This is a genomic window from Streptomyces sp. Edi2 (assembly GCF_040253635.1).
Lineage (GTDB): Bacteria > Actinomycetota > Actinomycetes > Streptomycetales > Streptomycetaceae > Streptomyces.
In genome coordinates this window covers 6,142,141-6,161,910 of sequence record NZ_JBEJGX010000003.1, presented here as the reverse complement: position 1 = coordinate 6,161,910, position 19,770 = coordinate 6,142,141, and the positions used below count along the sequence as shown (strand labels likewise).

Genomic DNA, 19,770 nt, shown 5'->3' with positions numbered 1-19,770 from the left:
TCCGCCCTCGCACTCGCTCGGGGCGCACCTCTCCATGGTTCGCTCAGTACGTTCGCTCACTGGGGGCTCTCCATCGACTTACGCAATTCACTGCGGAGTTCGGGGGTGAGGACATGTCCGGCCCGGCCGACGAACAGCGCCATGTGGTAGGCGATGACGCTCATGTCGCAGTCCGGGGTGGCGTGCACCCCGAGCAGCGAGCCGTCACTGATCGACATGACGAACACACTGCCCTCGTCCATCGTGATCATCGTCTGCTTGACCGCTCCGCCGTCCATCAGCTTCGCGGCACCCTGGGTGAGGCTGCCCAGCCCGGAGACGATGGTGGCCAGGTCCGCGCTGGATCCCCGCGGACCGTCACCCCCGCCCGGCCGTGCCACCTCCTCCGCCCGGCCCGGGTCGGACGACAACAGCAGCAGGCCGTCGGAGGAGACCACCGCGACCGAGTGGATTCCCGGTACCTCGTCGACCAGGTTGGTCAGCAGCCAATGCAGATTCCTTGCCTGACTGCTCAGACCTTGTCCGTAAGCAGTGGGCGCTTGCGCCTTCAATCGCGTGCCTCCTCGACAACGTGGCTCTCTCCCGGGGCCCCCGCTCCGTCGGTGTCCGTCTGTGGGATGGTCAGCTCCGCTGTGCGTTCCGCGATCTCGGCTTCGACCTCGCGCCGGCCGTCTCGCGCCCCCGCCTGAAATCCGCCGAGGCGGCGCCGCAGCGCCTCGGCATTGGCCGAACCGCTCTTGCGCGGTGCGGTCGGCGCCTGTTGCTGCGCCACGACCTTCGGGGTGCGCTTGGGCAGCCCCATGGAGGTCGTCCGCCGCTCCCCCGCAGGCGGGGCGGCGGCGGTCTGTGGGTCGGCCGGTGTTCCGGCCGGGGACACGTCGGCGGGTGCCGCGGCCGTGTCCGTGGGTGCCGCGTCCGTCCCGGGGCCCGTGTGCTGGTCGGGCCCGATGGCGTACGGGTCGGACGAGGGTGCTCCGGCGCCGTCCGGCGCCCGGTCCGCGGACCGGCTCGCGGCCGGGTCCGCCGCCGGGGTGGCGTCGTCCTCGGGCCGGAGGTGCTCGCCGGCGCCGCTGGTGGTGGCGGCATAGGGGCCGGGCGACTGCGGGCCGTACGGGCTCGGCTCGGAACCGGAGTACGTGGTGGGGCCCGCGGGCTGCGGCCCGGTGGGTGCCGGTCCGTCCGGCACGCCGAATCCGGCCGCGTCGATCGCGCGCTCCGCGGCGGCGACGAACGGGTCGGCGGCGGGGTCGGGGTCCGTGTCCGGGGTGCCGTCGTGACCGGCCGCCGGTGCGGCCGCCCGGCCGTGGGGCTGCCCGGCCGGCGCGGGGGTGTCCTGGGCCGGGCCCTGGCCGGGCCCACCGGCCGGAGCCGCGGCGGCGGTCGGAGGACCGGCCACGGCTGCCGGGTCCCTGCGGGCCACCCGGGTCGGCAGCGCGTTGGAGTTCGCCTCGGCGACGGAGCCGGGCAGGCCCGGGCTGTGCACCACGTCCTGGGGCGCACTCGCCGGGGAGGCCGACGGCGCCGGGCGGGTCGGCAGGATCGAACCGGGCAGGACGACGACGGCCGTGACGCCGCCCTGCTTCGCGTCCCGCAGCTGGACCCGGACACCGTGCCGGGCGGCCAGCCGCACCACGACGTACAGACCCAGGCCCAGCGCCTCGTCGATGCTCTCGGAGGACGAGGCGGCTTCGACGTCCATCAGCCGCTCGTTGAGCTCGGCCAGCCGCTCCGAGGTCATCCCTATGCCCTCGTCCTGGACGGAGAGCATGACCTCGCCGCTCTCCAGCAGCCAGCCGGAGAGCTCGACATGGGCGTCCGGCGGCGAGAAGGCGGTGGCGTTCTCCAGGAGTTCGGCGACCAGGTGGCTGATGTCGTCCGCGGCGAATCCGGCGACCTGGGAGTGCGGCGGCAGCGACTGGATACGCACCCGCTCGTAGCGCTCGATCTCGCTGATCGAGGCGCGCATCACGTCCAGCAGCGGTACCGGCCCCTGGTGGTTGCTGCTGTACTGCTCGGCGCCCGCCAGGACGAGAAGGTTCTCGCTGTTGCGGCGCATCCGGGCGGCGAAGTGGTCGAGCTTGAAGAGGGTTTCCAGCCGCTCCGGGTCCTGCTCGCTCTCCTCCAGCGACTCGATGACGCCGAGCTGGCGCTCCACGAGGCCGAGGGTGCGCAGCGAGAGGTTGACGAACCGGCCGTGCACACCGGCGTGCAGGGCCGCCAGCCGCTCGGTGAGATCGGCGATCTCCTCCTTCAGGCCCTCGCCCTGCTCCTGCAGCACCTCGCGCTCGGCGACCAGCCGCTGCCGGCCGCTGATCAGCCGCTTGCGCTCGCCCTCCAGCTCGGCGGTGCGCCGTGCCAGCTCGCCGACCTGGGCGTGCAGCGCATTGACGGACCGGACGGTGGTGGCGAATTCGTCGTTGCGGCCCTTGTAGGTGAGGGGGTCCTCGTGTGCGGGGTCGGCGGCCAGCCGCTTGGCGCCGATCCGCAGCGCGGCCAGCGGCTGGGTCAGGGAGCGGGCGGCCCAGACGCCGGCGCCGACGGCCAGCAGCAGGCACAGCCCTTCCAGGCCGATGCGGATCTCCAGCTCCGTGACGTCGTCGTCGCGCAGCGCGCCGAGGTGCTGGATGTCGGCGGTGGCCATGGCGGATTCGACGCCGCGCATCAGTCCGATGCGGCTGGTGAGCGTGGCCTGGACCCGCTGGCGGCTGAGCCGCAGATCGGTGGCGTCCAGCCGGGGCTGGTCGGTGAGCCGGGCCAGATAGCGCTCGGCGGTGTTGACGTCCTCGCCGTTGACGGTGCGGACGTAACGGTCCCTGGCGCCCTGGCTCGCGGCCTGCTGGAAGTCGCCGAGCGCGCCCTGTTCGCGAAGGTTCGCGACCTGGGCGAGGGTCGTCAGCCGGGGCTGGCTGCCGCCCGCCTTGAGCGCGGCGAGCAGCAGGGCCCGGGTGCTCGCGGCCTGTTCGGTGGCGCGGCCGAGGGCGGGCAGCGCGTGGATGTCGGCGTCGGCGGAGTTCGCGCGGGCGGGCAGCTCACGGGCGATGTCGTCGCTGATCGCACCGAGCGCCTGGATCGTCTGGGTGTAGGCGTTATGGATCTGCTCGGCCGATGCACCCGCGGACAGCGCCTTTTGACGGGTTTGCGGCAGCGCACCCAGGAGCTTGGCGGCGGCCTTGTACACCGCGGTCTCGCCCGAGGCGTGCTGGGCCTCGGAGCGCAGTTCGCCGATCTGCCGGTCCACGCGGGCCCGCTGGGCGCGCAGGGCCGCGGCGTCGCCCGTCCGGGCGGCCCGGGCGCCGTTGACGGAGTTGCCGAGTCCCGCGGCCGTGCGGCTGCCGTGCCCGGTGGCGACGTATGCGGTCATACCGTCGCGTTCGTCGGCTAGGGAGTGCGCCAGCGCGATGGCCTGCGCGTTCAGTTCGGCCAGATCGACCAGTTGCTGACTGTGGGTGGCGTCGTCGGCCGTGGCCGTCAGCCCGGGGACGCCGGAGCCGAGGACGGCGGCGGCCACGACCGCGACCGCCCCGACGAGCCGGTTGCGCACGCGTGCGGGACTCCGTCCCGTCCGGTCCTCGCCACCCTCCGTCATACCCGGACCCGTACCAGGACCCGAGCCCGCATTCGGTCCCGAGACCGAACCGGCCGGTGATCCCGGCTTCCTTGCGCCGCCTCGAAGCCGCATCTTCCGCACCGCTGCTCGCATTCCTGTCTCGCCTGTCCACGCCATATGGCGTCGCGGACCCGGCTCGCTCTCCGCTCACGGGGGCGGACCTGCGCGAAGACGCAGCAGCACACACTTCCGCGAGGGGAAACAGCCCGGCTCTGCGCGTCGCGACGAACGTCCTGGCCCCACCCCATGACCGGGCAACGACCATTCCACCGGCGCCGCGCAGTGGCTCGGCAACACATGCCCGGCCACCTGAACGAGTGAACATCAATCGGAGTTTGACCATCAACTTCCGTGCGCCAACGTTTTCGGCCGCAACGCCGCCCAACCCCCGAACGGGTTTGGAGATGCGTCCGGCTCCTGGAAGGATGCGCGCCCGCACGCCGCCGCCCCGGCGGTCCTTACCTCCGGTACGCCGCCGCTCCGGCCACCCTCCGGTGCCGCTGTCAGCTCCTGTCACCGGGGGCGGAGCCGGGGCCTGGGGCAGACTGGCGGCCATGCGCATCGAACTCGCCACCGAGCCGGGCGACCCCCAACGCCCAAACGAGGACTACGCATCGGTCGCCCTGCCGGCCGCCGGCGAGGGCGGAGCCCTCGTCCTGCTGGACGGGGTGACACCCCCCGAGGAGGACTACGGCTGCCGCCACACGGTGCCGTGGTTCACCGCGCGCCTCGGTGGCGCAATGCTCGAACTGTCGGTTTCACACCGGGATATGACGCTCGCTGAGGTTCTTTCCTCGGCCATCTCCCGGACGGCCGATTCTCACCGGGCGACCTGTGACCTTTCTCACGCCCGTACTCCGCAGGCAACCGTGGTCGCCGCACGGTGGTCCGGGGACACCGTCGAGTACCTCGTCCTGTCCGATTCGGTGCTGCTCCTGGAGCGGGCGGACGGCTCGGCGCAGCCGGTGCTCGACCCGCGGCTGGACGAGCTGCCGCCCGCGGTCCGCGACCGGCGCGCTGCCGTACGGGCACTGCCCCGCGGCTCGGCGGAACGGGCCGCGGCGGGCCGGAAGTACGCCCGCGCGGTCGAGGCGCTGCGCAACGCGGAGGGGGGCTTCTTCACCGCGGCCGCCGACCCGGCGGTGGCAGCGCGGGCGGTGTCCGGCAGCGTGCCGCGTTCCGGTCTGCGGTCGCTGACCGCGCTCAGCGACGGCGCGAGCCGCTGGACGGAGGTCTTCCGTGAGGGCTCCTGGGCCGACTGCGTGGCGCTGGTGGCCGGGCAGGGCCCGCAGTCGCTGATCGACCGGGTCCGGGCGGCGGAGGCGGCGGACCCGGAGGGCGCGGCGCATCCGCGCGGCAAGGCGCGGGATGACGCAGCGGTGATCTTCGTGGCGCCGTGACGGCGCGACGGCGTGACGGCGTGACGCTTAACGGCGTGATTCCTGTGGCGCGGTGAATCCTCTGAGGCCGGGCTTATGGGGCACCGGGTCGTGTGCGCCGGTTTTTGTGACGTCGTGACAAAAAACCGGCGGACGGGAAATTTCTCCCGCCGTCGGTGAACGGCACCACGGCGGTGCGGGTCCGGGGTGCGAGGCGGCCCGCTCCCCCACCGTGCAGGACGACGCCCCGGGGGAGGCGCGCCTCAGACCTCCTCCCCCTCCTGCTCCGCGTTCAGCCGGTGCAGCAGGCGGGCGAGTTCGGCGACCTCGGTGCGGTCCCAGGAGGCGAGGCGGCGGGCGTACTGGGCGCGGCGGCCGGTGCGGACGCGGGTGAAGCGGTCGCGACCCTCGTCGGTGAGGCGTACCAGGACGGCCCGGCCGTCGGCGGGATCCGGCTCGCGGGCGATGAGTCCGAGCTTTTCCAGGGCGTGCAGCTGGCGGCTCATCGTGGCCTTGCCGACGCCGAAGAAGCCGGCGAGGCCGGTGGCCCGCTGGGTGCCGGCGTCGGCCAGCCGGACGAGCAGGCCGTACGCGGAGGGCTCCAGGTCGGGATGTACCTCTCGTGCCAGTTCGCCGGACGAGGCACGGGCCCGGCGGAGAAATACCGCCAATTCGCGTTCCAGGGCCAGAAATACGTGGTCCACACCAATTGGTTCGCCGTCCGCCGCCGAACCGTCGGCTCCGGTGTTGTGCACGTCAGCGCCCCTTCTCGCTTTCCCTCACCTGAAAGTTTCCGCCATCGGCGGCTGAAGCCGCAGCTCGGCCAGTATTTCGCAGGAGTAGACCAACGGCAGCACGGTGCCCCTCTTTTGTCACGCCGTTCTACGCGCGTACGTTGCTTCTGGCATGGGCATAACAAGAGCCCGGGCTGTCAACGGTCCGCCGCGCGTCCTGGACGTCGCACCGCCGCGCCCGCACGCCTGCGCCATGCCGTCAGCTCCTCCCCCTCAGCTCCTCCCCCCTCAGTTCCTCCCCCCCTCAGGTCACCCACCGAGATCTTCGGAGGCACGTATGTCCGTGCTCAGATCCGGCTTCCCCCACCGACCCGCACGCTCCCTCACCACCCTGGCCGGGGTCCTCCTCGCGGTCCTCGCCCTCCTCCTCGGGCTGCCGGGCACCGCCGGCGCCACGGCCACCCGGCGCGCGCCCGAGCCCCGCCACCCCGGCCAGGACTGGGCCGGTTCCCAGATCGCCCGGCACGAGGGCACCGCGGCCGGCACCGCACCGCCGGCGTCGCCGCTCGCGTCCGTCGAGGGTGTGGACGTCAGCAGCCACAACGGCAGCGTCGCCTGGTCGACGCTCTGGAACAGCGGCGTCCGCTTCGCCTATGTCAAGGCGACCGAGTCCACCAGCTACACCAACCCGTCGTTCGCGCAGCAGTACAACGGGTCCTACAACACCGGGATGATCCGGGGCGCGTACCACTTCGCCACACCCGACACCTCCAGCGGTGCCGCCCAGGCCACCTACTTCGTCAAGCACGGCGGCGGCTGGTCCAGGGACGGCAAGACGCTGCCCGGCGCGCTCGACATGGAGTACAACCCCTACGGCGCGACCTGTTACGGGCTGAGCGCGGCCGGCCTGGTGAACTGGATGAAGGACTGGTTCGCCACCTACAAGGCGCGTACCGGCCGGGACGCCGTCATCTACACCTCCACCAGCTGGTGGAAGCAGTGCACCGGCAACTCCGCCGCCTTCGGTGCCGTCAACCCCCTGTGGATACCGCGCTACGGCTCCTCGGCCGGCGAACTCCCGGCCGGCTGGGGCTTCCACACCATCTGGCAGTACACCTCGTCCGGCACCACGGTCGGTGACCACAACCGCTTCAACGGCGTGCTGGACCGGCTCAAGGCCCTCGCCAACGGCTGATGCACGGGCGTGCGGCCCCTCTCCACGCCCGGGCCGTACGCGCGAGCGGGCCCCTGCCGCACACCGGGTGCGACAGGGGCCCGTACCGCTTCCCGCCCGCGTCCGTCGGTCCGCGACCGTCATGACGTGTCCGTCAGGCCGGGTCCGTCAGACCGAGCCCCTCAGGCCGCGACCGATATCTCCGGGGCGGCCCCGTTCGCGGCCGGGGTCAGCGCCAGTTCCAGCACCTGGCGGACATCGGCGACCGGGTGGACCTCCAGGGAGTCCAGGATCTCGGCCGGTACGTCGTCCAGGTCCGGTTCATTGCGCCGGGGGATGATGACCGTGGTGATCCCGGCACGGTGCGCCGCCAGCAGCTTCTGCTTGACGCCGCCGATCGGCAGCACCCGCCCGGTCAGCGAGACCTCACCGGTCATCGCCACCTCCGGCCGGACCTGCCGGCCCGACAGCAGCGAGGCCAGCGCCGTCGTCATCGTCACGCCCGCGCTCGGCCCGTCCTTGGGGACGGCGCCCGCCGGTACGTGCAGATGCACACCGCGCTCCTTCAGGTCGGCGACCGGAAGCTCCAGTTCGGCGCCGTGCGAGCGCAGGAACGACAGCGCGATGTGCGCGGACTCCTTCATCACGTCACCGAGCTGGCCGGTCAGCTGGAGCCCGGAGGCGCCGGTCTCCGGATCGGCGAGCGAGGCCTCCACATAGAGGACATCGCCGCCGGCGCCGGTGACCGCGAGTCCGGTGACCACCCCGGGGACGGCGGTGCGCCGCTCGGCGGGGTCCTGCGCCGCCTCGGGGGTGTGGTGCGGCCGCCCGATCAGCGGGCGCAGCTGGTCGCTGCCGACCGTGAACGGCAGCTCCCGCTCCCCCAGTTCGTGCTGTGCGGTGACCTTCCGCAGCAGCCTGGCGACGGCACGCTCCAGATTCCGTACGCCCGCCTCGCGGGTGTACTCCCCCGCCAGCTTGCGCAGCGCGTCGTCCTCCAGGGTCACCTCGCCGGGCTCCAGACCGGCCCGCTCCAGCTGGCGCGGCAGCAGGTGGTCCCGGGCGATGACGACCTTCTCGTCCTCGGTGTAGCCGTCCAGGCGCACCAGCTCCATCCGGTCGAGCAGCGGCTCGGGGACGGCTTCGAGGACATTGGCGGTGGCCAGGAAGACCACATCGCTGAGGTCGAGTTCGACCTCCAGGTAGTGGTCACGGAAGGTGTGGTTCTGCGCCGGGTCCAGGACCTCCAGGAGGGCGGCGGCCGGGTCGCCCCGGAAGTCGGAGCCCACCTTGTCGATCTCGTCGAGCAGCACCACCGGGTTCATCGACCCGGCCTCCTTGACGGCCCGTACGATCCGGCCGGGCAGTGCGCCGACGTACGTACGGCGGTGGCCCCGGATCTCCGCCTCGTCCCGGACGCCGCCGAGCGCGACCCGGACGAACTTCCGGCCCATCGCCCGCGCGACGGACTCGCCGAGCGAGGTCTTGCCGACCCCGGGCGGCCCGACGAGCGCCAGCACGGCGCCGCCCGCCCGCCGCCCGCCGCCCTGGCCCGCATCGCCGCCCGAGGTCCCCTTCGACGGCCCGCCGGCCAGGCCGAGGCCCCGCTCGGCACGCCGCTTGCGGACGGCCAGGTATTCGGTGATCCGTTCCTTGACGTCCTCCAGGCCGAAGTGGTCGGCGTCCAGCACCTCCCTGGCGCCGGTGATGTCGTAGGCGTCCTCGGTGCGTGCGTTCCAGGGCAGTTCCAGGACGGTGTCCAGCCAGGTGCGGATCCAGGAGCCCTCGGGGCTCTGGTCGCTGGACCGCTCCAGCTTGTCGACCTCCTTGAGGGCGGCCTTGCGGACGTCCTCGGGCAGGTCGGCGGCCTCGACCCGGGCGCGGTAGTCGTCGCTCTCGTCCTCCGGATCGCCGTTCAGGTCGGCGAGTTCCTTGCGGACCGCCTCCAGCTGCCGCCGCAGCAGGAACTCCCGCTGCTGCTTGTCGACGCCTTCTTGGACGTCCTTGGCGATGGATTCGGCGACGTCCTGCTCGGCCAGATGCTCGCGCAGCGTCTCGGTGGCGAATTTCAGCCGGGCGACCGGATCGGTGGTCTCCAGCAGATGGACCTTCTGTTCGGTGGTCAGGAACGGCGAGTAGCCGGAGTTGTCGGCCAGCGTCGGGACGTCCTCGATCTGCTGGACGCGGTCGACGACCTGCCAGGCGCCGCGCTTGCGCAGCCAGCTGGTGGCCAGCGCCTTGTACTCCGTGACGAGTTCGCCGACCGCGCCGGGCAGGGGATCGGGGACCGTCTCCTCGACGGTCGTGCCCTCCACCCAGAGCGCGGCTCCGGGCCCGGTCGTGCCGGAACCGATCCGCACCCGGCCCAGGCCCCGGATCAGCGCGCCGGGATCGCCGTCGGAGAGCCGCCCGACCTGCTCGATCCGCCCGAGCGTGCCGATCCCGGCGTACGTCCCGTCGACGCGGGGAACGAGCAGCACCCGCGGTTTGTTACCCGGGGTGGCGGCGGCCTGCGCGGCCTCCACCGCTGCCCGTACGTCCGCGTCGGACAGGTCCAGGGGCACCACCATGCCGGGGAGCACGACCTCGTCATCGAGGGGCAGCACGGGCAGAGTGAGCGGTGTGGACGTCGAAGCCATGATCTCCCCTTCGGCAAACAAGTTGAGCTTTACCCACTCAATGCAGCCGGGCCGGGAGATGTTCCCCGCTGTGCGTTCGCTGTGAGCGATCGGGCGCGGCGCGCTACCAGTGGGCGGGACGGGACAAGCCCTGCGGCAGCTTGGCCGCCGCGTCGCCCTTGGCCGCGTTGAGCTGCGACTGGGTCAGGAAGAGGGCACCGGTGAGATCGGCACCGCTGAGGTCGGCGTCCCGCAGATCGGCGCCGATCAGGTCCGCCGTGCGCAGATCGGCGCCCTTGAGGTCGGCGGCGATGAGGTAGGCGCCCCGGAGGTTGGCGCCCCGGAGATGCGCCCCCTTGAGGCGGGCCCCCATGAGATCGGCCCCACGCCGCTCCTTCTTGCGGCCCGGCACCCCGGCCCGTACGAGTTCGCTGGTGCGCAGCAGCAGGGCGTTGACCTCGCCCCGGTGGGCCGGCACATCGAGCGCCGTGAGCTCCTGGGCGCCCGCGCGGGTGAGGCCTTCGGTTTTCTCCAGTGCGGCCCGCAGCTCGGCGTGCACCGGACGGGCCGCCGGCCGGGCCAGCGCCTCGGCCAGGTACCAGAGGAGTTCGTGCAGCTGCCGCATGACGGGGAAGACGTCGAACATCTGCCGGGCGGTCTCCGGGGCCTGCCGCCAGTCCCGTCCGCCGAAGGTGACCTGAGAGACCTTCTGCCCGGCACCGAAGCAGTCGAAGACGGTGCAGCCGGAGAAGCCGCGCCGGCGAAGGTCGGTGTGGATGCCGCAGCGGAAGTCCGTCTGCAGGTTCGGGCAGGGCCGGCCGGCGTCCTTGTCGATCGCGAAGTCCGCCGAGGCCGCGAACGGCAGCGCGACACAGCAGAGCCCGAAGCAGCTGCCGCAGTCGGACTGCAGGCCGAGGTCGGCGGTGTCCGGAATCGATGGCCCGTGGTCGGTCGATGGCATGCGGTCTGGGGACAAGGCGGGTGCACTCCTGCGGCCGGCAAGCGCCGCACGAGGCCGCGCTCGGAAGGAGCCGCCATTCTCCCAGGCGGCCGCGGCGCACCGCGCCCGGCCGGATGCGCTCGCCGCGGGAGGGCAACGGGAGAGCAACGGCCCCGTCGCCGACCGGCGTTGTCAGTGGTCGCCTCTAGCCTCGGGACCATGAGCATGATCGGACAGTACGCATGTGTCACCCCGGCCGAACTCGACCGCGCCCTGGGCGATCCCGAGTGGGCGCTGGAGCTGGTCGGCGAGTGGATGGAGGCGGAGGCAGAGGCAGAGGCGGACGGGTCTTCGCCGTCCGCGCCGGCGCGCTGCATGGACGTCGACAAGGCCTGGGACGCGCTCGGGTTCCTGCTGCGCCGGGCGGCCTTCCCGGTGGACATCGTCCATGGCGAGGCGGCCGTCCCGGATGCCGACGACTGGGGCTACGGCCCGCCCCGCTACCTCCCCCCCGAGCAGGTGCGGGCCGCCGCCGGGGCGCTGGCGGAGATATCCGGTGAGCGGCTGACGGACGGCGTCGGCCCGGAGGATCTGGCCGCGGCGGAGGTGTACCCGTCGATCGTCTGGGAGCGGGGCGAGTCCCTGGACTATGTGCGCGAGCATTACGAGCAGCTGCGGCCGTTCTTCCGCACGGCGGCGGACCAGGGGGACGGCATGCTCATGTGGCTGGGCTAGCGGTCCGGCCGGGACCGGAGACGGCCGGTGCAGGGCTCAGGCGGGGCCGGGCGTCGGCCGGGGCCGGGCGGACCGCGCGGAAAAGCCCGGCGTCTGCCTCCTCACACCCCGTCATGACTGCTACCTTCACCGCATGTTGCAGCGGATGTCCGGAATCTTCATCGGCGCATTCTTCGGCACGGTCTTCGTGGTCGCCAACGCACACGCCCCGCTGAATCCCGCGCTCGGTATCGCCCTGCGGGTGCTCGCGGTGCTCACCTTCGCCGGGCTGCTGACGCTTGCGCTGCGGGCCGGGCGCCTCGGACAGCCCGCCGACGGTGCCGGGAGTCCGCGGGCGGACTGGTTCCGGGGGCGGTTCGCGTTCGTCGTGGGGGCCGAGGTGGTGCTGCTGATCGGCGGCAATCTCGCGCTCCGGGCCGCGGGCGCCCCCGAGCCGACCGCCGTGGCCTGGACCGCGCTGATCGTCGGTCTGCACTTCGTCGCGCTGTCGGCGGTCTGGAAGCGGCGCAGCATCGCCGTCCCCGGCGTCGCCCTGACCGCGCTCGGAGTGACCGGGCTGGTCATGGCGGCGACCTCGGCCGTGGCCTGGGTGCCCTTCGTCAGCGGCGTGCTGTCCGGCGTGGCGCTGCTGGGCGGCTGCGCCTACGCCATCACCCATACCTACCGCGCGGCCGTGAGCCCGCGGCCGGAGGGCGCTCAGTAGGTCCGCACGCCCCGCAGCGCCTGATGCCCCAGGCCGCCCAGGAGCGGCGCGGGCCGGGCGTGCCGGGTGCGCCAGCGGCGCACCAGCGGCCAGCTCACCACCCCCAGGGTGAGCGAGAGCAGATGCCCCCAGTCGGTCATCGGGTCGAGGCCGGCGAGCAGATCGGTCACTGCCACGTATCCGACGCCGGCCAGCACGGGCCAGCGCAACCAGGCGGGCAACAGGCCCGCGAGGGCTCCGATGCTGGTCATCACGCCGAAGCTGATGCCGTAGTCGAGGCGGTGCAGCGAGCTCTCCGGCAGCCGGCCGGCGGCGACCGAGAAGGCGACGGGCAGCTCGGTGGCGAGGGTGGCCAGCGCATGGCCGCCGAAGAAGACGGCGGCGGTGCGCAGCCCGCCGATCCGCCGCTCCAGCGCCGTCAGGACGAAGAGGAAGCCGATGGCGTACGCGGAGGTCATCCCGCCCGCGATCCACAGGGCGCTGGCGACGAGCACCAGCAGCGGGGCCTGTGCCAGGTGGACGACGTCCGTACTGGAGCCCTGGAGCAGGTCGGAGACCAGCGCCGGGTCGGCGTACTCGGCGAAGAGCGAGGTGGCCACGAGGAGAAGGGCGTAACCGAAGGTGAAAGGGGTGCCGGCGGGAGTGGGCAGCAGCCGCCACGGCCCTCGTCGCGGGGGCGCCGGCAGAGCCGCCTGCTCCGCCGTCACGAGGGCCGGCCGGGAGGGGCGCTGCCGGGGGATGCCCGGCAGCAGGTCCGGGGGGACGGCCGGCGCCGCGCCCGGCCCGTTGCCCGTCCCCGGTATGACGGACGGCGCGCGATCGGCCCGTGCTCTCGCGGCGGTTCCCAGCCAGCTCACTTGTCCGAGGCCCCTTCCGTCCCTGGCGGATCCGGTCAGCCACGCCCGTGCCCCCCGGCCGTGGTTTCCCTGCCTTGTCCTACGTCGCGGACCAGCCTGCATGCTCAACCCATGAAGAAGCTGTGTGAGTGATATCCCTCACATAAGGCAACTGTCCACGGGGGCGTCGCGTCCGTGCCGCCGACGGCGGAACCCTGCCCGTGACGTTGGACCGGCGCGGCCCGTATTCGCCACCATGGCGCCATGGCTCCCGTTACTCCGACGCAGGCAACGACCGGCCTCCCCGAGGCCCCGCGCACCCTCGACCGCCGCGAGGGCCCGTACGGTGAAGTGGTGCTGCGACAGCGGGGCGGACCCCCCGCAGGAACCGGAGTTGAGACCTCCGACGCCCCCGCCGCACCCACGGTCTACGAGATCATCGCCAACGGCTGCTTCCTGATGGACACCTCCGACGGCCGGTCGGAGCGGCTGCTGATCGACGCCGCCCTGGCCGCGCTGCCGGCCGACCGCGTACGGCCCTCCGTGCTGATCGGCGGCCTCGGTGTCGGGTTTTCGCTGGCCAGAGCGGCCGAAGTGCCGCGCTGGGGCCGGATCGTCGTCGTCGAACGCGAGGAAGCGGTCATCGACTGGCACCGCACGGGCCCGCTCTCGGCGGTCTCGGCACAGGCGCTGGCCGACCCGCGCAGCGAGATCCTGCACACCGACCTGGTCGCCCACCTGCGGGCCCCAGCGGGCCAAGACACCTACGACGCCCTGTGTTTGGACATCGACAACGGTCCCGACTGGACCGTCACCGAGGACAACAACAGCCTCTACTCCCCCGGCGGACTCGCCGCCTGCCGGGACCGCCTGACCCCCGGCGGGGTGCTCGCCGTCTGGTCCGCGCAGCCCTCGCCGGCCTTCGAGGAAGCCTTGCGAAATGCCGGATTCAGCGGGGTACATACGGAAGAGATCCCCGTTGTCCGAGGCGTCCCTGACGTGGTCCATCTCGCGCGGAAGGGCGCGTAGCCGACACTCACACCATGCCCGTACGCTGCTGCCCAGCAATACGCGACCACGCAGGGGATGCAGGGGCGGGCGATGGACCAGACTCAGACAACGCAGGGCGGCGCCGCCGCCACGCCGGGCGCCCAGCGCCGGGTACTGGTCGTGGAGGACGACCCGACGATCGTCGAGGCCATCGCGGCCCGGCTGCGCGCCGAGGGCTTCCAGGTGCAGACGGCGACCGACGGCCCGGCCGCGGTGGAGACCGCGGAGGCCTGGCAGCCGGATCTGCTGGTCCTCGATGTGATGCTGCCGGGCTTCGACGGCCTGGAGGTGTGCCGCCGGGTCCAGGCCCAGCGGCCGGTGCCCGTGATGATGCTCACCGCCCGGGACGACGAGACAGACATGCTCGTCGGCCTCGGCGTCGGCGCCGACGACTACATGACCAAGCCGTTCTCGATGCGGGAGCTGGCCGCCCGGGTGCACGTCCTGCTGCGCCGGGTCGAGCGCGCGGCGCTGGCCGCGCACACCCCGCGCAGCGGCATCCTCCGGCTGGGCGAGCTGGAGATCGACCACGCCCAGCGCCGGGTGCGGGTGCGCGGCGCTGACGTCCATCTGACGCCCACCGAGTTCGATCTGCTGGTCTGCCTGGCGAACACCCCGCGCGCGGTGCTCTCCCGTGAGCAGCTGCTGGCCGAGGTGTGGGACTGGGCGGACGCCTCCGGGACCCGTACGGTCGACAGCCACATCAAGGCGCTGCGCCGCAAGATCGGCGCCGAGCGCATCCGTACGGTCCACGGCGTCGGCTACGCCCTGGAGACCCCCGCCGCATGACGCGGCGGCGGTGGCACACGCCCGTGCGTGAGCTGGGGCGGCGGGTCTGGGAGGGCCTGCGCCCGCTCGACCCGTACCGCTCGGTGAAGGCCGCGCTCGGCGCGCTGGTCAGCGTCTCGGTGATCATCACCACGCTGCTGGTCTTCGTCGCGATGCACTCGGCCACCGAGCTGCGGGTGATCACGATCTTCTCGGTGATCGCCTCGCTGCTGATCACCCAGTTCGTGGCCAACAGCCTGACCGCTCCGCTCGACGAGATGACGGACGTCACCCGGTCGATGGCGCACGGTAACTACAGCCGCCGGGTCCGCTCGGAGCGCCGCGACGAGTTCGGCGACCTGGCGAACGCCTTCAACCGGATGGCGGCCGATCTGGAGGCGGTGGACACCCACCGCAAGGAACTCGTGGCGAATGTCTCGCACGAGCTGCGCACCCCGATCGCCGCGCTCCGCGCCGTCCTGGAGAACGTCGTCGACGGGGTCAGCGAGCCGGACCCGGAAACCATGCGGACGGCGCTGCAGCAGACCGAGCGGCTGGGCCGCCTGGTCGAGCACCTTCTCGACCTGTCCCGGCTGGACAACGGGGTGGTGCCGCTGCACGCCCGGCGCTTCGAGGTCTGGCCGTATCTGTCCGGGGTGCTCAAGGAGGCCAATATGAGCCGCGGCGCCTCCACGCTGTCGGGGCTGTCGGGGGTCGCCGGCTCCGGCACCCACACCCGTACGGATGTCCACCTCCACCTCGATGTCTCGCCGCCCGAGCTGACCGCGCACGCGGATGCCGAGCGGCTGCACCAGGTCGTGGCCAATCTCATCGACAACGCGATCAAGCACAGTCCGCGGCACGGCCGGGTCACGGTGCACGCGCGCCGCGGCGAGGGGCCCGAGAGCCTGGAGCTGGACGTGCAGGACGAGGGGCCCGGCATCCCCGAGTCGGAGCGCTACCGGGTCTTCGAGCGCTTCAACCGCGGCGGCCCCGCCCCCTCGGGCCCCGGCTCCGACGGGGGGACGGGCCTGGGCCTGGCCATCGCGCGCTGGGCCGTCGACCTGCACGGCGGACGCATCGGCGTGGCCGAATCCCCACGTGGTTGCCGGATCCGGGTCACTCTTCCGGGGTTGGAGTCAACTCGAAGCTGACGGCCGCTGACGTAGGGTCGGTGGTGGGAGCACTTCTGTGCGGGTCCCCTGGCGATGCCCCCTACCCGCACACAGGCAAACCTCGTGCTTTTCCCGCCAAGTCCTGCCCCGAAACCCGTCCGGGAATGTGACGTACGCGACGAGTGACCCTCCCAGCCTGCATCCGGGGTCACAACAGGCGTAGCCTTTATTCCCGCTGTCCACCACCTTAGGAAGCGGAAGAGGGCGGTTGCCGCCGTGTCGCTACAGTCCCCCAACAGCTCGAGCATCTCGACCGACCAAGAGGGGCAGGGTAAGAACCCTGCCGCCGCGTTCGGTCCCAATGAGTGGCTCGTCGACGAGATCTACCAGCAGTACCTCCAGGACCCGAACTCGGTAGACCGAGCCTGGTGGGACTTCTTCGCCGACTACAAGCCGGGCGGCGCCACCGCGCCGGGCCAGCCGGCGGAGGGCTCTGCCCCCGCGCCGGCCGCTCCGGCGCAGTCGTCCCCGGCGGCGCCCGCCGCGGCGGAGCCGAAGCCGGCCGCCGCCACCCCGGCGAAGCCGGCCGCGAGCGCGCCGGCCCCGGCCAAGGCCGCGCCGGCGAAGTCCGCGCCGGCCAAGCCGGCCGCCAAGGCCGCCGCTCAGCAGGCCGACGGCGAGGTCACGGCCGGTCCCGAGTTCGTCACGCTGCGCGGCCCTTCGGCTGCCGTTGCGAAGAACATGAACGCCTCCCTGGAGCTGCCGACGGCCACGTCCGTCCGCGCGGTCCCGGTGAAGCTGCTCTTCGACAACCGCATCGTGATCAACAACCACCTCAAGCGCGCCCGCGGTGGGAAGGTCTCCTTCACCCACCTCATCGGGTACGCGATGGTGCAGGCCCTCAAGGCCATGCCGTCGATGAACTACTCCTTCGCGGAGAAGGACGGCAAGCCGACGCTGGTCAAGCCCGACCACATCAACCTCGGTCTGGCCATCGACCTGGTGAAGCCGAACGGCGACCGCCAGCTCGTCGTCGCCGCCATCAAGAAGGCCGAGACGCTGACCTTCTTCGAGTTCTGGCAGGCCTACGAGGACATCGTCCGCCGGGCCCGCGACAACAAGCTGACGATGGACGACTTCACCGGAGTCACCGCGTCGCTGACGAACCCGGGCGGCATCGGCACGGTGCACTCCGTGCCGCGTCTGATGCCCGGCCAGTCCATGATCATGGGCGTCGGCGCGATGGACTACCCCGCGGAGTTCCAGGGCACCTCCCAGGACGCCCTGAACAAGCTGGGTGTCTCCAAGGTCATGACGCTGACCAGCACCTATGACCACCGGGTGATCCAGGGCGCCGCCTCCGGCGAGTTCCTGCGCATCATGAGCCAGCTGCTGCTCGGCGGGAACGACTTCTTCGACGACATCTTCAAGTCGCTGCGGATCCCCTACGAGCCGGTCCGCTGGCTGCGGGACATCGACGCCTCGCACGACGACGACGTCACCAAGGCCGCGCGGGTCTTCGAGCTGATCCACTCCTACCGGGTCCGCGGCCACGTCATGGCCGACACCGACCCGCTGGAGTACCACCAGCGCAAGCACCCCGACCTCGACATCACCGAGCACGGCCTCACCCTGTGGGACCTGGAGCGCGAGTTCGCGGTCGGCGGCTTCTCCGGCAAGTCCATGATGAAGCTGCGCGACATCCTGGGCGTGCTGCGCGACTCGTACTGCCGCACCACCGGCATCGAGTTCATGCACATCCAGGACCCCAAGCAGCGCCAGTGGATCCAGGACCGGGTCGAGCGCTCGCACAAGTCGCCCGAGCGCGAGGAGCAGCTGCGCATCCTGCGCCGGCTGAACTCCGCCGAGGCCTTCGAGACGTTCCTGCAGACGAAGTACGTCGGCCAGAAGCGCTTCTCGCTGGAGGGCGGCGAGTCCGTCATCCCGCTGCTGGACGCGGTCATCGACTCCGCGGCCGAGTCGCGGCTGGACGAGGTCGTCGTCGGCATGGCCCACCGCGGCCGCCTCAACGTCCTCGCCAACATCGTCGGCAAGTCCTACGCGCAGATCTTCCGCGAGTTCGAGGGCAACCTCGACCCGAAGTCGATGCACGGCTCCGGCGACGTGAAGTACCACCTGGGCCAGGAGGGCGTCTTCACCGGCCTGGACGGCGAGCAGATCAAGGTCTCGCTGGCCGCGAACCCCTCCCACCTGGAGGCCGTCGACCCGATCGTCGAGGGCATCGCGCGTGCCAAGCAGGACCTCATCAACAAGGGCGGCACGGACTTCACGGTCCTGCCGATCCAGCTGCACGGTGACGCGGCGTTCGCCGGCCAGGGCGTGGTGGCGGAGACGCTGAACATGTCCCAGCTGCGCGGCTACCGCACCGGCGGCACGGTGCACGTGGTCATCAACAACCAGGTCGGCTTCACCGCCGCCCCGGAGTCGTCACGCTCGTCCATGTACGCCACCGACGTGGCCCGCATGATCGAGGCGCCGATCTTCCACGTGAACGGCGACGACCCCGAGGCCGTCGTCCGCGTTGCCCGTCTGGCCTTCGAGTTCCGCCAGGCGTTCAACAAGGACGTCGTCATCGACCTGATCTGCTACCGCCGCCGCGGTCACAACGAGTCGGACAACCCGGCCTTCACCCAGCCGCTGATGTACGACCTGATCGACAAGAAGCGCTCGGTGCGCAAGCTCTACACCGAGTCCCTGATCGGTCGCGGCGACATCACGCTGGAAGAGGCCGAGCAGGCGCTGCAGGACTTCCAGGGCCAGCTGGAGAAGGTCTTCACCGAGGTCCGCGACGCCTCGACGGCCCCGGTGGCCCCCGAGGTGCCGCAGCCCCAGGCCGAGTTCCCGGTCCACGTGGACACCCCGATCTCCCAGGAGGTCGTCAAGCGGATCGCCGAGTCCCAGGTCAACATCCCCGAGCGGGTCACCGTCCACCCGCGTCTGCTGCCCCAGCTGCAGCGCCGCGCGACCCAGGTCGAGGACGACACCATCGACTGGGGCATGGGCGAGACCCTGGCCATCGGCTCGCTGCTGATGGAGGGCACCCCGGTCCGGCTCGCCGGCCAGGACTCCCGCCGCGGCACCTTCGGCCAGCGCCACGCGGTGCTGATCGACCGTGCGACCGGCGACGACTACACGCCGCTGCTCTACCTCTCCGAGGACCAGGCCCGCTTCAACGTCTACGACTCGCTGCTGAGCGAGTACGCGGCGATGGGCTTCGAGTACGGCTACTCCCTGGCCCGCCCGGAGGCGCTGGTCATGTGGGAGGCGCAGTTCGGTGACTTCGTCAACGGCGCCCAGACGGTCGTCGACGAGTTCATCTCCTCGGCGGAGCAGAAGTGGGGCCAGACGTCCGGCGTCACCCTGCTGCTGCCGCACGGCTACGAGGGCCAGGGCCCGGACCACTCCTCGGCCCGGATCGAGCGCTTCCTCCAGCTGTGCGCGCAGAACAACATGACGGTCGCCGCGCCGACCCTGCCGTCGAACTACTTCCACCTGCTGCGCTGGCAGGTCCACAACCCGCACCACAAGCCGCTGGTCGTCTTCACCCCGAAGTCGATGCTGCGTCTGAAGGCCGCGGCGTCGAAGACGGAAGAGTTCACGACGGGCGGCTTCCGCCCCGTCATCGGCGACTCCACGGTCAAGGCCGAGGATGTCCGCAAGGTCATCTTCTGCTCCGGCAAGGTCTACTACGACCTGGAGGCCGAGCGCGAGAAGCGCGGCGCGAACGACACCGCGATCGTCCGCATCGAGCGCCTGTACCCGCTTCCCGGCAAGGAGCTCCAGGCGGAGATCGCCAAGTTCCCGAACGCCGAGAAGTACCTGTGGACCCAGGAAGAGCCGGCGAACCAGGGTGCGTGGCCGTTCCTCGGCCTCAACCTGATCGACCACCTCGACCTGGCCGTCGGTGCCGATGTCCCGCACGGCGAGCGCCTGCGCCGCATCTCGCGGCCGCACTCCTCGTCGCCGGCCGTCGGCTCCGCCAAGCGCCACCAGGCGGAGCAGGCACAGCTGGTCGCGGAGGCCTTCGACGCCTGAGGCGCCGGGCCGCCGAGTGACCGGTGGTGAAACAGCGGAAGGGCCCGTCCCCGGT

Annotated in this window: 14 protein-coding genes; 8 read left to right on the top strand and 6 right to left on the bottom strand. The window is 71.8% G+C overall.

The features are described from left to right. Positions 1 to 56 precede the first annotated feature (56 nt). Both ABR737_RS30615 and ABR737_RS30610 read right to left on the bottom strand, forming a co-directional pair. Entirely contained in the window at positions 57 to 551 is a 495-nt protein-coding gene (locus ABR737_RS30615; RefSeq protein WP_350253927.1) for a roadblock/LC7 domain-containing protein, read from the bottom strand. Beyond that, positions 548 to 3,541 (bottom strand): nitrate- and nitrite sensing domain-containing protein, encoded by a 2,994-nt coding sequence (locus ABR737_RS30610; RefSeq protein WP_350253925.1) that lies wholly within the window; start codon positions 3,539 to 3,541, stop codon positions 548 to 550. The genes ABR737_RS30615 and ABR737_RS30610 overlap by 4 nt, the downstream gene beginning before the upstream one ends. 620 nt (positions 3,542 to 4,161) lie before the next feature. On the opposite strand from ABR737_RS30610, the gene ABR737_RS30605 reads away from it, so the two are divergent. Further along, positions 4,162 to 5,007 carry a hypothetical protein gene (locus tag ABR737_RS30605; protein WP_350253923.1) on the top strand — a complete coding sequence of 282 codons (846 nt, stop codon included), beginning with the start codon at positions 4,162 to 4,164 and terminating at the stop codon, positions 5,005 to 5,007. 242 nt (positions 5,008 to 5,249) lie between these two features. On the opposite strand, the gene ABR737_RS30600 is transcribed toward ABR737_RS30605, so the two are convergent. Further along, complete coding sequence (locus ABR737_RS30600; RefSeq protein ID WP_350253922.1) at positions 5,250 to 5,741, bottom strand: MarR family winged helix-turn-helix transcriptional regulator; 492 nt, start codon at positions 5,739 to 5,741, stop codon at positions 5,250 to 5,252. A 316-nt stretch (positions 5,742 to 6,057) separates the two neighbouring features. Between ABR737_RS30600 and ABR737_RS30595 the strand changes: the two genes are divergently transcribed. Continuing rightward, positions 6,058 to 6,915: a lysozyme gene (locus ABR737_RS30595; protein WP_350253920.1), complete on the top strand. Its 858-nt coding sequence runs from the start codon at positions 6,058 to 6,060 to the stop codon at positions 6,913 to 6,915. A 161-nt stretch (positions 6,916 to 7,076) separates the two neighbouring features. On the opposite strand, the gene lon is transcribed toward ABR737_RS30595, so the two are convergent. Both lon and ABR737_RS30585 read right to left on the bottom strand, forming a co-directional pair. Further along, positions 7,077 to 9,533 (bottom strand): endopeptidase La, encoded by a 2,457-nt coding sequence (gene lon, locus ABR737_RS30590; RefSeq protein WP_350253918.1) that lies wholly within the window; start codon positions 9,531 to 9,533, stop codon positions 7,077 to 7,079. 103 nt (positions 9,534 to 9,636) lie between these two features. Continuing rightward, complete coding sequence (locus ABR737_RS30585) at positions 9,637 to 10,473, bottom strand: pentapeptide repeat-containing protein (protein ID WP_350253916.1); 837 nt, start codon at positions 10,471 to 10,473, stop codon at positions 9,637 to 9,639. Between the two features lie 198 nt (positions 10,474 to 10,671). On the opposite strand from ABR737_RS30585, the gene ABR737_RS30580 reads away from it, so the two are divergent. Next, entirely contained in the window at positions 10,672 to 11,187 is a 516-nt protein-coding gene (locus tag ABR737_RS30580; RefSeq protein WP_350253915.1) for a YfbM family protein, read from the top strand. A gap of 133 nt (positions 11,188 to 11,320) precedes the next feature. Beyond that, a complete protein-coding gene (locus ABR737_RS30575) occupies positions 11,321 to 11,890 on the top strand; it encodes a hypothetical protein (protein WP_350253913.1) in 570 nt (189 codons plus the stop codon). On the opposite strand, the gene ABR737_RS30570 is transcribed toward ABR737_RS30575, so the two are convergent. Beyond that, positions 11,884 to 12,747: a rhomboid-like protein gene (locus ABR737_RS30570; RefSeq protein ID WP_350253912.1), complete on the bottom strand. Its 864-nt coding sequence runs from the start codon at positions 12,745 to 12,747 to the stop codon at positions 11,884 to 11,886. The two genes, ABR737_RS30575 and ABR737_RS30570, sit on opposite strands and share 7 nt — an antisense overlap. Before the next feature lie 243 nt (positions 12,748 to 12,990). Between ABR737_RS30570 and ABR737_RS30565 the strand changes: the two genes are divergently transcribed. The 4 genes from ABR737_RS30565 (at position 12,991) to ABR737_RS30550 (ending at position 19,715) form a co-directional block, all read left to right on the top strand. After that, complete coding sequence (locus ABR737_RS30565; RefSeq protein ID WP_350253910.1) at positions 12,991 to 13,755, top strand: spermidine synthase family protein; 765 nt, start codon at positions 12,991 to 12,993, stop codon at positions 13,753 to 13,755. A gap of 72 nt (positions 13,756 to 13,827) precedes the next feature. Continuing rightward, positions 13,828 to 14,565 carry a response regulator transcription factor gene (locus ABR737_RS30560; protein ID WP_350253908.1) on the top strand — a complete coding sequence of 246 codons (738 nt, stop codon included), beginning with the start codon at positions 13,828 to 13,830 and terminating at the stop codon, positions 14,563 to 14,565. Then, positions 14,562 to 15,698, top strand: a complete 1,137-nt coding sequence (locus ABR737_RS30555) for a HAMP domain-containing sensor histidine kinase (protein WP_350253906.1) — start codon at positions 14,562 to 14,564, stop codon at positions 15,696 to 15,698. The genes ABR737_RS30560 and ABR737_RS30555 overlap by 4 nt, the downstream gene beginning before the upstream one ends. Positions 15,699 to 15,935: 237 nt before the next feature. Continuing rightward, positions 15,936 to 19,715, top strand: a complete 3,780-nt coding sequence (locus tag ABR737_RS30550) for a multifunctional oxoglutarate decarboxylase/oxoglutarate dehydrogenase thiamine pyrophosphate-binding subunit/dihydrolipoyllysine-residue succinyltransferase subunit (RefSeq protein WP_350253905.1) — start codon at positions 15,936 to 15,938, stop codon at positions 19,713 to 19,715. Positions 19,716 to 19,770 lie beyond the last annotated feature (55 nt).

Bases quoted from the DNA above. Each gene is read 5' to 3' on its own strand.
- lon (WP_350253918.1), bottom strand. From the start codon at position 9,533: ATGGCTTCGACGTCCACACCGCTCACTCTGCCCGTGCTGCCCCTCGAT.
- ABR737_RS30605 (WP_350253923.1), top strand. From the start codon at position 4,162: ATGCGCATCGAACTCGCCACCGAGCCGGGCGACCCCCAACGCCCAAAC.
- ABR737_RS30585 (WP_350253916.1), bottom strand. From the start codon at position 10,473: ATGCCATCGACCGACCACGGGCCATCGATTCCGGACACCGCCGACCTC.
- ABR737_RS30565 (WP_350253910.1), top strand. From the start codon at position 12,991: ATGGCTCCCGTTACTCCGACGCAGGCAACGACCGGCCTCCCCGAGGCC.
- ABR737_RS30580 (WP_350253915.1), top strand. From the start codon at position 10,672: ATGAGCATGATCGGACAGTACGCATGTGTCACCCCGGCCGAACTCGAC.
- ABR737_RS30595 (WP_350253920.1), top strand. From the start codon at position 6,058: ATGTCCGTGCTCAGATCCGGCTTCCCCCACCGACCCGCACGCTCCCTC.
- ABR737_RS30560 (WP_350253908.1), top strand. From the start codon at position 13,828: ATGGACCAGACTCAGACAACGCAGGGCGGCGCCGCCGCCACGCCGGGC.
- ABR737_RS30575 (WP_350253913.1), top strand. From the start codon at position 11,321: ATGTTGCAGCGGATGTCCGGAATCTTCATCGGCGCATTCTTCGGCACG.
- ABR737_RS30555 (WP_350253906.1), top strand. From the start codon at position 14,562: ATGACGCGGCGGCGGTGGCACACGCCCGTGCGTGAGCTGGGGCGGCGG.